This window comes from Nitrospira defluvii (assembly GCF_905220995.1).
GTDB classification, from domain to species: Bacteria; Nitrospirota; Nitrospiria; order Nitrospirales; family Nitrospiraceae; genus Nitrospira_A; species Nitrospira_A defluvii_C.
Genome location: NZ_CAJNBJ010000001.1, coordinates 157,202 through 170,943 on the forward strand (window position 1 = coordinate 157,202; position 13,742 = coordinate 170,943).

13 protein-coding genes are annotated in these 13,742 nt (G+C 61.3%); 4 read left to right on the top strand and 9 right to left on the bottom strand.

The window, feature by feature from the left end:
- Nucleotides 1–14 precede the first annotated feature (14 nt).
- Nucleotides 15–779, bottom strand: a complete 765-nt coding sequence (locus tag KJA79_RS00815) for a response regulator (protein ID WP_213040110.1) — start codon at nucleotides 777–779, stop codon at nucleotides 15–17.
- A gap of 301 nt (nucleotides 780–1,080) precedes the next feature.
- Here KJA79_RS00815 and KJA79_RS00820 point away from each other — a divergent pair, with 301 nt between their 5' ends.
- From KJA79_RS00820 to KJA79_RS00835, 4 genes are all read left to right on the top strand, one after another.
- Complete coding sequence (locus KJA79_RS00820) at nucleotides 1,081–1,455, top strand: hypothetical protein (protein WP_213040111.1); 375 nt, start codon at nucleotides 1,081–1,083, stop codon at nucleotides 1,453–1,455.
- Nucleotides 1,455–2,459 carry a tRNA epoxyqueuosine(34) reductase QueG gene (gene queG / locus KJA79_RS00825; RefSeq protein WP_213040112.1) on the top strand — a complete coding sequence of 335 codons (1,005 nt, stop codon included), beginning with the start codon at nucleotides 1,455–1,457 and terminating at the stop codon, nucleotides 2,457–2,459. The genes KJA79_RS00820 and queG overlap by 1 nt, the downstream gene beginning before the upstream one ends.
- 92 nt (nucleotides 2,460–2,551) lie before the next feature.
- Nucleotides 2,552–3,937, top strand: coding sequence for a sigma-54-dependent transcriptional regulator (locus KJA79_RS00830; RefSeq protein WP_213040113.1), 1,386 nt, complete (start codon nucleotides 2,552–2,554; stop codon nucleotides 3,935–3,937).
- Nucleotides 3,937–5,856 (top strand): sensor histidine kinase, encoded by a 1,920-nt coding sequence (locus KJA79_RS00835; protein WP_213040114.1) that lies wholly within the window; start codon nucleotides 3,937–3,939, stop codon nucleotides 5,854–5,856. Before KJA79_RS00830 ends, KJA79_RS00835 begins: the two co-directional genes overlap by 1 nt.
- A 261-nt stretch (nucleotides 5,857–6,117) precedes the next feature.
- On the opposite strand, the gene KJA79_RS00840 is transcribed toward KJA79_RS00835, so the two are convergent.
- The 8 genes from KJA79_RS00840 to KJA79_RS00875 form a co-directional block, all read right to left on the bottom strand.
- A complete protein-coding gene (locus tag KJA79_RS00840; protein ID WP_213040115.1) occupies nucleotides 6,118–6,984 on the bottom strand; it encodes a M48 family metalloprotease in 867 nt (288 codons plus the stop codon).
- Complete coding sequence (locus tag KJA79_RS00845) at nucleotides 6,974–7,486, bottom strand: SH3 domain-containing protein (protein ID WP_213040116.1); 513 nt, start codon at nucleotides 7,484–7,486, stop codon at nucleotides 6,974–6,976. Before KJA79_RS00845 ends, KJA79_RS00840 begins: the two co-directional genes overlap by 11 nt.
- Nucleotides 7,487–7,511: 25 nt before the next feature.
- On the bottom strand, nucleotides 7,512–9,650 hold the full coding sequence (locus tag KJA79_RS00850) for a CHASE2 domain-containing protein (RefSeq protein ID WP_213040117.1): 2,139 nt from the start codon (nucleotides 9,648–9,650) through the stop codon (nucleotides 7,512–7,514).
- Nucleotides 9,651–9,784: 134 nt separating this feature from the next.
- The gene (locus KJA79_RS00855) at nucleotides 9,785–11,401 is read right to left on the bottom strand and encodes an SUMF1/EgtB/PvdO family nonheme iron enzyme (protein WP_213040118.1); all 1,617 of its coding nucleotides are present in this window, start codon (nucleotides 11,399–11,401) and stop codon (nucleotides 9,785–9,787) included.
- Nucleotides 11,398–12,174, bottom strand: a complete 777-nt coding sequence (locus KJA79_RS00860) for a Tll0287-like domain-containing protein (protein ID WP_213040119.1) — start codon at nucleotides 12,172–12,174, stop codon at nucleotides 11,398–11,400. The genes KJA79_RS00855 and KJA79_RS00860 overlap by 4 nt, the downstream gene beginning before the upstream one ends.
- Nucleotides 12,175–12,319: 145 nt before the next feature.
- Nucleotides 12,320–12,829, bottom strand: a complete 510-nt coding sequence (locus KJA79_RS00865) for a hypothetical protein (protein WP_213040120.1) — start codon at nucleotides 12,827–12,829, stop codon at nucleotides 12,320–12,322.
- A 40-nt stretch (nucleotides 12,830–12,869) separates the two neighbouring features.
- Nucleotides 12,870–13,265 (bottom strand): hypothetical protein, encoded by a 396-nt coding sequence (locus KJA79_RS00870; protein ID WP_213040121.1) that lies wholly within the window; start codon nucleotides 13,263–13,265, stop codon nucleotides 12,870–12,872.
- A gap of 41 nt (nucleotides 13,266–13,306) precedes the next feature.
- Entirely contained in the window at nucleotides 13,307–13,636 is a 330-nt protein-coding gene (locus tag KJA79_RS00875) for a hypothetical protein (RefSeq protein ID WP_213040122.1), read from the bottom strand.
- Nucleotides 13,637–13,742: the final 106 nt, after the last annotated feature.

Genomic DNA, 13,742 nt, shown 5'->3' on the forward strand with positions numbered 1-13,742 from the left:
GGCAGGAGATTGAATCAGACGATCGCCGCAGGACGAAACACCAGGACCACGCCTGACGCCGTTCCCCGCTCATCTTGAATCACGGCCGTACTATCACAAATCAGGCGCTCCTCCCCCCGACGATCGATGAGGAGAAACGGCCGCGCACTGGGCCGCGAGGGACGCGGCGTGCCCAGCGCATGCAAGGCCGGATGCGGGACCGGCGTTCGCAGCTTCGGGTCCAGGATGACCATCACCTCCTGAATGGCTTTCCCCAATGCGTCCGATTGCGACCAGCCGGTCAATTGCTCCGCCGCTGGATTGAGCAACGTCACCCGGCCCAGCGGATCAACGGTCACAACGGCATCTCCCATCGACTGCACCACGGCGTCGAGCCAGCGTCCCCGTTGCTCGGCGATACGCGAGACGCGATAGCGAAACAGCGCGAGTTCCAGTGCCGCCCGCAGATCGCTACTGACAAACGGTTTGATCAAATAGGCCAAGGGAAGCGTCTGTCTCGCCCGCTCCAACGTGTCCTCGTCCGAGAAGGCCGTAAGATAGATGACGGGAATACCGTACTCTGCGTGGATCGTGCGCGCCGCATCGATCCCGTCGATCGGGCCCTTCAGCTTGACGTCCATGAGGATGAGGTCGGGCCGGTGTTCGCCCGCGAGGCGCACGGCATCATTTCCCGACGAGACGACGCCGACCACGAGATACCCGAGAGAACGGAGCTGGCGCCTGATGTCCTCAGCCACCACCACTTCGTCGTCCACGATGAGGATTTTTTCCTGTGCCATGCTGTCACCAAGAGGTTCCGGCACTGCCACAATGAGCGAGAACCCGTTCACCACACACGTATCCCTACGCCGGTCGATGCCTTGGAGAGAACGCAACTAGCATGCCATTGAGGCTTCTCTGCTTGGGCATTGAGTTAGGCTTTGACTTGTACAGACACGCTCCTCCAAAAGGTGATTTTTGAACAGGGCGTGGACAGAATCGGCGCATCCCTGGAGGCGACGCCGGATGGTCAGGTTGCGGGGGGTTCGCCGCAGAAACCATGGCTGTGATACGATGCCGTTTTTCTGGAGTTCACCGGGTATGGATCGACGAAATCATTTCCCGCTGGTTGTCGCTCTGGGTATCATCCTCATGCCGTTCCTCACGTCGGCTGCTGTCCAGGCGCAGGCCCCGACCGATTCCGCCGCAACCACAGAGCAATCCTGCAGCTTCGGCATGGCCAAGGGCGACCCGGCCCATCAGTGCCAAGTGCCGATCCCGAGCGGCTGCGTCATTGCCAAATTTCCCGGGACAGACAAACCTTGGACTACCGTGTCTAAAGCCGGGCGCACCTTCTGCACCTTCGACAAAAAGGGGACGGACTGGAAAACCCGCATCACCGGCCACTGCACGCGGTGCGACTCCAGCCATTGCACCGGGCAGTTCATGGTGCGGTTCGAGTGCACGAAACCCTGATGCCCCTGACGCTTACAGCGCAGATCAAACAGGCTGCGCGAGACCTGGGCTTCGACGTTGTCGGCATCAGCCGGCTGTCGACGCAGAAGCATGAAGCCCCCTCCCGGGGACAACACACTTCCCCCGACAGCCTGCTCACACGGTTAACAGAATGGCTTCAACGCGGCTTCCACGCCACCATGGCCTGGATGGCCCGTGATCCCCAGAGACGAACGGACCCGGCCCTGGTGTTGCCCGGCTGCCGCTCCATTCTTTCCCTCGGCATGAATTACTACACCGATGAGCGCGCCGACGAACGACAGGGTAATGGACGTATCGCCCGCTATGCCTGGGGCCGTGACTACCACGACATTCTCGGTGATCGCCTCGGACGGCTGGCTGCGCGCCTCAGTACGCTGGCCCCTGGCCACAATCATCGTGCCTATGTCGATACGGGCCCGGTCATGGAAAAAGCCTGGGCCCAACAGGCCGGCTTGGGATGGATCGGCAAACACTCCAATCTTGTATCGGCAGAATTCGGCTCCTGGCTCCTGTTGGGAGAAATTCTGACGACCGTGGAGTTGGAGCCTGACGAGGCCGGAACGGATCTCTGCGGCAGTTGCACCCTCTGCATTCAAGCCTGCCCGACAGGCGCCATTACCGAGCCCTATGTCGTCGATGCCGGGCGCTGTATCTCCTACCTGACCATCGAACTTCGTGGCAGTGAGCCCGTCTTATCCGAGGAACTCCGCCGCGGCATCGGCAACCGGATTTTCGGCTGCGACGATTGTCTGGACATCTGCCCTTACAACCACCAGGCCATGCCCACCAACGAACCGGGCTTCCAGCCCAGCTCGCTCACGACAGCCCCCAACCTCACAGAACTCGCCGATATGGACGAGCAGACCTTCATGGCCACGTTCTCACAGAGCCCCATCAAGCGCGCGAAATACTCCGGGTTCCGGCGCAACCTGTCCTGGGCCTCAGCCAATAACCCCGCACCGCCGCCGACCAGCCCCCGCTAACCTCGGCCCACTGTTCCTCCCCTGCCGATAGTGGTAGGCTACGGCATCACGTCCTCGCTCATTCGAGGATCCACCACAGCCGGCACGAGGCCATGCAGGCACCCACTCTCCTGATCGTCGAAGATGAAGAGCGCATGCGGCGGCTCTTTGAGCTCGTGTTGAAACCTGCCGGGTACCAGCTGCTTCTGGCGCGTTCCGGAGACGAAGCCCTTCACCTGATCCAAAACCATGACGCCCTCGACATGATCATCACGGACCTGCAACTGGGCACGGTGTCAGGCATGCAGGTGCTGGAGGCCGCCCGCCAACAAATCCCCGACGTGCCGGTCCTCATCGTCACCGGGTATGGAACCGTGAAGTCGGCCGTCGAGGCGATGCAGAAGGGCGCGTATGACTACATCTCCAAGCCGGTCGACAATGAAGAGCTCAAGATCGTGATCGCCCGCGCGCTGCAAGTCCGCCAGCTCGCCCGGGACAACCGCACCCTGCGCGCGGGCCTCCAGGAGCAGTTTGGGTTCGACCGCATGGTCAGCGTTTCCAAGGAAATGGAACTCGTGAAGCGGCTGGCGAAGGAAGTCGCGGCCACCGATGCCACCGTGCTGATCACGGGGGAAAGCGGCACGGGCAAGGATCTGCTGGCACGCGCCATTCACCTGATCAGCCCGCGTGCTCACGGACCGATGGTAGCCTTGAATTGCGCCGGCATTCCCGAACACCTACTTGAATCCGAGCTGTTCGGCTATGAAAAGGGCGCTTTTACCGATGCCAAGAAATCCAAGCCAGGCCGCTTTCAGATCGCCGATCGAGGCACGCTGTTCTTGGATGAAATCGGCGAACTCAGCCTCACGGCCCAGGCAAAACTGCTACGGGTGCTCGAGCAGCATGTCGTGGAGCCGCTGGGCGGTGTCCGCAGCATCCCCGTGGATATTCGGGTGATCGCGGCCACCAACCGGGAATTACCCGATCTCATCAAGGCCGGCCGGTTCCGTCTGGACCTGTATTACCGTTTGAATGTCTACCAGCTCCGCATGCCGCCCCTACGGGAACGGCCGGAAGACATTGAGCCGATTCTCACCCAGTTCCTCAACCAGGCCCGTCGCGAGCGTGGCAGCCGCATCAAAGGGATCGCTCCCGACGCCCTTGCCATGCTGAAGTCCTATGCCTGGCCTGGGAACGTCCGGGAACTTCACAACGTCGTGGAATGGCTGACCATCACCTGTAAGCAAGACACGATTCTGCCCGAGCACCTTCCGGCCTCCCTGCACGCCTCGCCGCCTCAACCTTCCGGCCTACAGGCAGACGCGCCATCACTGCTGTCGCTGGGACTCTCGGTCGAGGAAGTGGAGAAAGCGATGCTCCAGGAAGCTCTTCAGAAAAGCGGGGGGAATGTGTCCGAAGCGAGCCGTCTGCTGAAGATGACCCGCAACACATTGCGATATCGAATGGCTAAACACAACCTCTCGCAGCCTCAAGGCTGATGCACCCTCCAGCACGAACCGGGCGGCTTCAGAGAAAGTTCTTCTTTGCGCTGTTGATTGTCGGCATCGTGCCCGGCATGGTCGCGCTCTGGGCGACTTATCACTCCAGCACCGCCACCCTCAAGCAAGCCATCGGCGAAGGGTTTCAGGAAATCGCACGCTCCACATCGATTCGCCTGGCAACCGCCGTGGATGATGAAATCGATCGCGCCGCTCAACTGGCCGCAACCCTGGCATCTCAACACACGCAGGACTCATCCGCTGCGGACATCCGCAGCGCTCGAACACCTGCACCTTCCCAGCAGATGCGGCGGCTGGCTCCCGGCTTAATTACGCCGCACGTTCTCGACATCTGGGCCCGCGAATCGCGGCACTATGCGCGTATCACCGTCGCCGACCACCAAGGACTCGTCATTGCCTCCACGGACCCTGCCGTCTCGCCGCGACAGGAAAACCAGGCCTGGTGGCGCGAAGGCATGCAGGCACCAGCCGGCACTGCCTACGTGAGCAACGTGGCCACGGATGCGGGGAACAGCGATGCCTTGTTTCACATTGCCGTCCCCATCGTCGACAATCCAGGGAGTGGCTCGATCGGGGTCGTCGGCCTCGTCCTCCGTCGCAGCCTGCTCACGCAGATGATCCTCCCGATCCACATCGGGAACACCGGCCATGCCATGCTGCTCGACACCCAAGGCACCCCCCTGATCTGTCCGGTACTGCCACCCACCGCACACCTGATCCCCTCCGGCCTGATGAACCGATTGGCGATGGACCATCCTCTCTGGCTGGTCGCGGACGACGACGCACACGGCGGGCGCGATGCGATCGTTGGGGCCGCGCCGGTGCGCTTCAGCCACCGCCTCACGCCCTCCAGCCTTGACGGAAACCGGTGGTACACCTTCATCCGTCAGGCACCGGAGGAGACCTACGCACCGGTCTACGCCTTGTTGCTGACTGTGGGAATAATCGGCTTCGGACTGGTCATCGTCCTGTCAGGCCTGGGCTTCGTGGTCGGTTCCCGCATCGTCAAACCCATTACGGCACTCCAACGCGAAGCCGAAGGGCTACGCCTCGACTTGGCGACGCCGGAGACGCCCAACGCTCCCCCACCCGTGATTGCGTCGTTACCGCAGGACTACCGCACGGGCGATGAGATCGAGGACCTCGCCACGACCTTCGCCGCCATGCGGGCGGTGTTGGAAGAAAGCCTCCGCACGATCCGCTCCCAGCAGCATGAACTGATCCGGCAGGAGAAGCTGGCCTCGGTGGGACAATTGCTGGCCGCCCTCGCTCACGACCTGCGCAATCCGCTCGGCGTCATCCGAAGCTCCGCACAGATCGTGCTAGAGGGACCGCAGGAAGAACCGATACGACAGGAGATGGCCCGGTATATCATCGACGAAGTCGACAAACTCTCGCAGCGCCTCCACGATTTTCTCCGTTACGCGAGGCAGAAACCGCCGGACCTCACCAACACCTCCGCAGAAGACGCGGTGCGCGCGGCCCTCAAACAATGGGAGGCACAGGGAGGACATGAACGGATCCGAGTTGAGCACCGATTCGGTCCCAACCTGCCACCGGTTCGCATTGATCCCGAACAGATCAAAGAAGCGCTGATGAATGTGCTGATCAATGCACGGGAAGCCATGCCCGACGGAGGGACACTCACTCTCACCACCAGGTTGGGCTCGGAAGGCGATGTGGAAATTGAAGTGGCGGACACGGGAAGCGGAATCCAGACCGATCACCTCGCACGGATCTTCGAACCATTCTTTACCACCAAGGCTTATGGAACCGGACTTGGCCTCACGAACGTCAAACGGCTCATCGAGGATAATGGAGGAACTCTGGCCGTGACCAGCGAGGTAGGGAAAGGAACGTCCTGCACACTCCGCTTTCGTCCCGCAGGGGCGGGCTGAGCAAAAAGGCCATCGTTCGTGAAGCGTCGTTCGACGCGAGCACGCCGCTGGCGACCAAGCGAAGCAGCATGGCAGGCGGCTCAAACAGGCCGTCCAGCAAGGCCGCAGCGAGGCGCACGGCGCGAGGAATAACGAGCGCCACGTTTGTGCGCGCCCGCGAGCCGGTGAGCGGGCAGTGTCTTAGCAATCTTCACGCGTCAATGCGGCAAGCCGCCCAGCGCCGCGAGAACGCTGCAGGCGGCCTGTTTCAGCCGCCTGCCACTAGACACGCTTGGTCATTCGGGAGAACCGCTCCTGCAAGATCACCCCCGTGGAGGTGAGATGTTTGCCCTGTATCGTTTTTTGCACCGCTTCGATGCGTGCAGTAAAATTCGGATGCGTCTTGAACAGCGCGCGATCATCACCCTTCAACTCCCGCAAGCGCGTCAGCAACCCGACATAGGCCTCCGGATCGTATCCGACTCGCGCGGCAAAGACTTCGCCGATCGTATCGGCCTCCATTTCCTTCCCCTGGTCCAGCCCTTCGTCGAGGAGTTTCTTGACGGCCCCGTCGATCACGTTCTTGAACGCAGCCGGATTACTGGTCGCATAGGAGAGGCCTGCCTCTGTCACACCGGCCAGGCGCTTGCTCCGCTGAATAATATCGAGGATGTGCTTCTGGCTCACATGGGCGATCTCGTGCCCCAACACGGCAGCCAGTTCCGCCTCGTTCCTGACCTGTTTGAGCAGCCCGCGAGTCACAAAAATGTACCCGGCCGGCGCGGCGAAGGCGTTGATGGACTCATGTTCCAGAATCGCCACCCGGTAGGGAATGTCCGGCCGATCCGAGGTGTTGGCCACGGCCCTCGCAACAAGGTTCACGTATCGGACCAGCTCCGGCTGGTCCACGACACCACCGTAACGGGCCACCACCTGCAGGGCCATCGCCTGCCCAATCGAAGATTCTTCCTCATAGCCGATGGGAAAGAGACTGCCGACGACATTCCCGACTCCATGGATGGCCCCAGCCAACCGCGGGTTTCCGGATTGCCGCGCGAGATCTTCCCCGGCACGTTGAACCTCCGCACAGCCGGCCACGGTCAGAGACAGCGCGAGCAGACTTGCCGTCACGACGTGATTATTTCGCATATTCGCCAAGCCCTCCTTCCCGCAGAAACTCTTCAACCTCCTGATCGGCAATCTGGTACGCTGTCATGCGATCCACCGCTTCACGATCCCTCGCCGACACGCCGGTGCGGTCGGCATACCCTTCCGATGCCTTGTCCAGGCCCCTGGCCCCGGCTGATGCCGTGGTCGCCGAGGCGTCACCGCCGCGCATACTTTGCCCGAGCCTGGCCAGCGCATCATTGGTCCCGGAGGGTTTTGTGCTCGACGTTTTGTTGGAGAAAATCCATCCTTTGGCACCGGTAGCCGTCTTGACCTCCACCCAGCTGCCGTCGCGACCGACCACTTCCAGCGCATCACCGTACTTGACGTTGCCGACCACCGCATCCAACGAGGTTTTCCCTAAACGGAGTTGCGCGGTCTTCGCTTGCACATAGACCGTCTCAGCCCACGCCTCTACGCCTCCCGTCACCAGCACGGCGCAGAATGCGACCAATGGAATCCAGTTTCGTCGTGGTTGTGTCACAGCGTCCTCCCCTCAACACCGCAGCTTACTTTGATGTCATCTCATACACCCCGTCCCAGTCGGCCGGCGGGGGTGTGTGCCGATAGTTGGTGGACCGTTCCACGTAAACCCGTGACGGTCCATCCGACGGATCCATGGCGAGCGCCTCGGTGAATCGCGTACAGGCGGTCTCAAAATCTCGCTGTTTGTAGGCCGCCAGCCCCTCCAGATACCGATCGACGACACGTCGTTTCGCCTCGTCCACCTGCCCGTTCCGGCCCAGGAGTTCGAACACGACGACCGGCTCTTTTTTACCTTTCACTCGTAACAGATCGATCTCGCGCACTTCAACGTCGTTCTTGGCCAGTTCGGCGGTCCGCTGTCCGATCAGGATCAACGTATCGTAATATTTGCTCGCGCCTTCCAGACGCGACGCCAGATTGACGCTGTCGCCCGTCACCGTATATTCCATGCGCTCCTCGGACCCCATGTTCCCCACGATGCAGGGGCCGGAATTGATGCCGATTCTGGCCCCGATCTCCGGGAGTCCCTCCTCCACCCAGATGCGGCGAAGTCTGGCCAATTCGGCCTGACAGTCCAGCGCGGCATAACAGGCCAGCGACGCATGCTTCGGATCGTCGAGCGGCGCCCCGAAGAGCGCCATGATCCCGTCCCCCAAATACTTGTTCACATTCCCGCGATGGCTCGTCTTGATGATCGTCGTCATCGCCGAGAGGTAGCGGTTGAGCAAGGCCACAAGATCCTCGGGCGTCATCTTCTCCGAAATCGTGGTGAAGCCCGCGATATCGGAAAACAGGATGGAGATTTCCTTCTTCTCTCCCCCCAGCCTGATGGCCTCGGGGTTGCGCATGATCTCCTCGACCACCTCGGACGACATGTATTTGTCGAAAGCCGCACGCATGAGCCGACGCTGTTTGCCTTCAGTCACATATTCGACCGTCGCCGCGGTACCGAACGTCACGACCAACGCTACCTCCGGAAAAACAAGTTCCAGCCAACGCGCATGTCCGCCGAACGCATGCGCCACCAGGCCGTAGTAGGCCACGGCCAGCCCCAACGTGACGCCGAATTTCGCCGGATATGATCGGAACAACATGAAAGTCCCGGCTGAAGCGAGACACAGCCCTAACAGGACGGTCAATGAAAACCAGGGTGGAGCGGCCTGCAACCCCTGCCCATGGAGCACATTGTCCAAGGCCGCCATGTGGATCAACACCCCGGGCGTGGCGGAGGCAAACGGGGTCACTCGAAGATCGTACAACCCGGCAGCCGTCCCAGCGATAAACACGACCTTGTCTTTGAAGAGCGTCGCGTCCAACGCTGGTCGTTCCCCCTTCTGCTGCTGGGCAAACGCCTGTAACACCCGCCCGATCGAATACTTTCGGACATGGTACGTCTCCTCCAAGGACCCGTGCCACCGGATCAACAGACGGCCATCGGCATCGAGCGGCACGCTGGTGTTACCGATCTGTACCCGGCCGTCCTTGACGGTGATCCCCTCCGCCCCGAGCAGATAGCGAGCAACCGCGAGGGAGAGGTGCGGCACGAACCGCCCGTTCACCTGCCCCAGCAACGGAATGCGTCTCGTGGGGCCGTCGGCGTCGGCTGACAGATTGATGACACCCAGCCCCCTCGCCTGCTGGGCCAACACAGGAATCGGGAGTTTCACTCCACCCTGATGCGCGGCAACCCGGTCCGATTCCGGCAGTTCGACTTTCAGAGTCGCGCGGGATTGCAGATCCGGAGGAAGCTGACCCGGCTCGGCCTGGAACAACATCGGCAGGAACACATTATCTGCCGCGCGCATGTCGTCCGCAAACGACTGATCAAATTCCTCGGCATTTTCATCCGGCTCAAAAAACATCACATCGAACACGACGGCCCGCGCACCCGCCTGCTTGAGATACCGCACAACATACCCATAGCGATCGCGCGGCCAGGGCCAGCGCCCGAAGGCCTCCAAGCTCGACTCATCAATGGCCAGCAGCACAAGATTGGAATCCGCCTTGGCGGGTTCGGCGTAGCGACGGACAAGATGATCCAGCGCCTTGAGTTCCGCGACCTCAAACCACCGGGTCATGCGCAGTCCTGCCACGAAGGCACAGACCGCGAGGCCGACTGCAAGCGCGGAGAGAATTTTAGTTGTCTGGGTCGAAGAGGACATCGAGACGATTCAACCGGTGTAACAGTCTGTACGGGATGGGCTATCGTACTGGAGAACGGGTGAGAGGGAAAGAGGCGGGAAACGGCCGCATCTCCCGGCAAGGAAAACCAGCGGCCTGGTCCGCATCCTGACCGCTACGGCGCGTCATTCGCGCACCGAAACCCCAAGGTCGGACCCCAGTACGTCATCTCGTCCCAGCCTCGATACCCGGCGCGCAATTCCAGGGGCCGTTCCATCCAACTGCCGCCGCGCAAGACTCTGAACGTTCCGCGCAGCGGCCCTTGTGGGTCTCGGACGGGCGAGGTGCGGTAAAAGTCTTCGGCATACCAATCCTTCACCCATTCCGAGACCAGGCCGATCATGCCGGACACGCCATAGGGGGAACGAGCCGCCAGCGGCATGCCCGCCGGCTCAACGCCGTTCGCTGAGGCCTTTCCATCCGTCAGTGCCGCACGGCTTTTCTGGATCACCTCGTCACTGTTGCCCCAGGGATACCGCCGGCCATCTGTTCCGCGCGCGGCCTTCTCCCATTCGGCTTCCGTGGGCAACCGCTTCCCGCCCCACTGACAGTAAGTTCTCGCCTGCATCCACGTCACATCGGTCACGGGACGTGGCTCCAACTGAGGATCATCGAAGGCCGCGCGTACTTTCGGCGGAAGACAACTCCCTCCGTCCACGCAGGCTCGATACTGCCCGTTCGTCACCCCCTGTTGATCGATCCAGTAGGCGCTGAGATAGAGACGATGGACCGGGCGCGCATCGGGCAGGCCATCCTCCATGCCCATCAGAAATTCGCCTGCCGGAATCAGCACCATCCCGGGTGGCGGCGTCAGACCTTGGTCCAGCAGCCGTTTTACGGCTTCCTGCTGGTCCGCCTGAAGCTGCGTATTGACCCGCTCAATGACATCCTCACCGAGTGACGGAGGAGTGTCATTCGACCGGACAAGCGGCGCTGGTGCGCGGGCAACCGAGGGCTGCCCGCCTCGTAGCGTCTCCGCAACCGGAGGAGGCGCCGCCGAGTGGCTCGGGACAGCCGGCGGTTCAGACATGCGGATCGTTTCGATCCGGACCGAGGTCCGCGCCATTTCCAGCACGGGATCCCCGTTCCCCTTTGCTTTCTTGGACTCCTTCCTGACTTTGCCGATCGCAGAAAAATCAAAGTCCGGAATGTTGGCCAGCAGAGGCGTGGCATAACTGATCGGCACAGCAAACGCCATGCCTTCGGGCACAATGCCGGAGGGGTGCGTAAATTTCGTGGTGAGAATCCCAACGACTTCACCCTGCCGATTGAATATCGCCCCGCCGCTGTTGCCCGGGTTCACCGCCGCGTCGACTTGAAACACCCGTTGCACGCCTCTCGTCCGCACGGCGGCCACATGGCCTCTGGTAATCGTGGTTTCGCGCAACCCGAACTGAAACCCGACGGCAATCACCTCCTGGTCCAATTTCACGGCACCGGCATACCCGAGCGGCGCTTCGGAGAGCCCGACGGTTTCGACCTTCAAGAGTGCCAGGTCATGCTCCGCATCCACACTGACGAGGACCGCAGGCGCGCGAAACTCTCCCGGCGTCACAATCGTGATGCGTTTTGCGTTTGCGATCACATGATGGGCCGTGAGCACATAGCCATCATGATGCACGATGACCCCACTGCCGGCCGGTTTCTCAACCGGCAACAGCGGGCGCTCATTGGCGGCCCCGCAGTCAACAGTGCCGAGAAGCAGGGCAAGTAGCACCAGAACGATCTTCATGGTTTGACCGGCAGTAGTACGCTGATCGCCCCGGCATTTTGTCCGAGAACGAGGCCCTCCCGTGGATAGCCCATGCGGTCGACCACGCCTTTGGGTTCACCATGACAATCCAGACAATGCCTCGTCGCGTACAACGGAAACATCAGCCGGAACGACGCGCTCTTGGCCGCCATTTCACTGATGACGGTTTCCCGGGGATAGGCGGAATCGGCAAAGGCTTCCAAGGCACCCCGTTCGTAGGCGTCCGGGCGATTGGCAGGGTTCCGCGGCGCCAAGGAGGTTTGTTTCAAGCGCACCCCTGTGTGATCGGTGAACCGGGCCGACACCCTTGCGCCGAACGCGGCGGGAATAAAGCCTCTGAATTGGGTCGCCTGGGGATGGAGTTCCTGACGGAGATCGGCGATCACCTGCCTGCTGGTCTCGACCAATGCGCGGAGCAGCCGTTTGGTGCGGGGGGCCAGAGCCGCGCCGTCCAACTCATGCAGGTCGATACCGGCCCGCCCCCGGAACATGTCCATGAGTTGTCGTTCGAAGGCTTCCGGCGTGAGGCCCTTGCCCTGCGATTCCTCTAACACGATCTGATTGTCGTTGATGACCGCACGACCGGAGTCGAGGAGCACGGCGAGTAGCCGAGCGGCTTGTTCAAGCTCAAGGACTGTTTGGAACGGGATGGATGAATGTTCGGGTTGTTCAAACCCTGAGGTCGCCGGGATGACGGGCAGCGCCCCTCCGGCTAAGAGACAGGCCAACATCCACGGCAGACGACGTCGCATGGGCAACCCTGATGCGTTCGCGTTGCGGGCTGTGGGGAATCGTGCGCTGCCGCCCGCGTCAGTCGGACAGCAGCACACGTCTGCAGAAATGGTACGAGTCGCGTGAAAGCAAGTCAAGGAGCACAGGCATGCCGAACCCTGCGCCTCACCGATTGGACTGGATGTCGATCATCACATTATCTGCATCCAGTTCGATCGTCACGGGCATCCCTTCCTGGAACACCGAGAGCTTGCTCCCTGCCAGCGTATCCACCTCGAACCGTTCGAACCCTTCAGGAGTGGAGATCTGGATTTCTCCCCAATAGGGATCGGCGTAATGTATTCGACCGGCCAACACCTTATGATTAGCAAAATCCTCTCCACCTGGCCTGGCGGCGTCCAACAGGACATTGCCTGAATCGAGCAACAACCACACCTCATCACCGACCCGCGCATCATGCAATCCGACTCGATCCGCCTTATTGGGGCTGATCGTCCGTAGTTGCAGCCCGTACGGCGTCTTTACAAACAGGAGCCCGCTCTCGATCTTGGTAATCTGCCCGCTCACGGCCAGATGCACGCCTGGCGATGACGCATCCGAGGAGCCGGCCCCGGCCGGCCCCAACGGCCACACAACTCCGAGCATCCCGACAAGAAGGCACGCCGTCCACTTCATGGCACCCTCCTTTCACGTCTGTCGTGATCCGTCGTCCCGTTCAGTAGCCCGGCTCACTGCCCATGCCCGGAACCGGTGGGACAGCAATGCCGTATTCCTGGATCGGGGTGACCATGACGGCAAAGTTAAACAACTCATCGGCCGCGACATCGTGAATGCCCTGCTCGCGAGTCCGTAACATCTTGAACCACTTCCCCATCTCGGTTTTGACGGTCTTGGTATCTCCACGCCCAATGGCGTCCTTCACCACCGCCAGCCGCTGGCTATACGGCTCCCAATTCGCGCCCGGATAGCTGGTTTTGTAGAAGTTGAGCGAGCCGTTGATCTCGTCGATCCACGACTGTTGGGCACCGGCGTGTCCGAGCAGCAGGCTCGTCCCCAGACAGAATCCGAACAACAGGGTCCACAGCCCGTATCCTGGCCTGTAACTGTTCATGGTGCGCCTCCTTGGTCATGACCCGATCCCCGGAAATAGGATCAATAGGAGACCGATGATTGACGATCCGATTCCCGTGCCTCTTCTGCATCATGGCTGTCCGGCGTCTTCAGCATTTTCATGTCCATTCCACCGGACGTCTCGTTCTCCGGGGCCAGCATCTGGCGCTCAAACCTCTTGTCCGGCTCACTCCCCGCCGGTTCACTAAAGGCCGGACTTTCCCCGGGCCGACTCTCCAATTGCGGCGAAAACGTCCCGAGCATCTGATCCGGGTGAATAACCTGGGCTCCCATGCCAGATGCCAGGAACAGTGCGACAGCCGACCCGACGATGATCTGAAATGCAGCCGCTAGACGCGCGTTCGTCTCCATGGTGCGTCCTCCTCTCTCAAGCATGTTCACGGCACTCCGTGACGACTGACACTAATCCCACTGTACGGATAGTTGTCTGCGAGGACTATTGCCTGGGGGATGGATT

Coding starts and splice junctions, on each gene's coding strand:
- KJA79_RS00865 (WP_213040120.1), bottom strand. CDS start 12,829: ATGAAGTGGACGGCGTGCCTTCTTGTCGGGATGCTCGGAGTTGTGTGG.
- queG (WP_213040112.1), top strand. CDS start 1,455: ATGCCCCTGACGCTTACAGCGCAGATCAAACAGGCTGCGCGAGACCTG.
- KJA79_RS00815 (WP_213040110.1), bottom strand. CDS start 779: ATGGCACAGGAAAAAATCCTCATCGTGGACGACGAAGTGGTGGTGGCT.
- KJA79_RS00870 (WP_213040121.1), bottom strand. CDS start 13,265: ATGAACAGTTACAGGCCAGGATACGGGCTGTGGACCCTGTTGTTCGGA.
- KJA79_RS00840 (WP_213040115.1), bottom strand. CDS start 6,984: ATGCGAAATAATCACGTCGTGACGGCAAGTCTGCTCGCGCTGTCTCTG.
- KJA79_RS00820 (WP_213040111.1), top strand. CDS start 1,081: ATGGATCGACGAAATCATTTCCCGCTGGTTGTCGCTCTGGGTATCATC.
- KJA79_RS00875 (WP_213040122.1), bottom strand. CDS start 13,636: ATGGAGACGAACGCGCGTCTAGCGGCTGCATTTCAGATCATCGTCGGG.
- KJA79_RS00860 (WP_213040119.1), bottom strand. CDS start 12,174: ATGCGACGTCGTCTGCCGTGGATGTTGGCCTGTCTCTTAGCCGGAGGG.
- KJA79_RS00835 (WP_213040114.1), top strand. CDS start 3,937: ATGCACCCTCCAGCACGAACCGGGCGGCTTCAGAGAAAGTTCTTCTTT.
- KJA79_RS00850 (WP_213040117.1), bottom strand. CDS start 9,650: ATGTCCTCTTCGACCCAGACAACTAAAATTCTCTCCGCGCTTGCAGTC.
- KJA79_RS00855 (WP_213040118.1), bottom strand. CDS start 11,401: ATGAAGATCGTTCTGGTGCTACTTGCCCTGCTTCTCGGCACTGTTGAC.
- KJA79_RS00830 (WP_213040113.1), top strand. CDS start 2,552: ATGCAGGCACCCACTCTCCTGATCGTCGAAGATGAAGAGCGCATGCGG.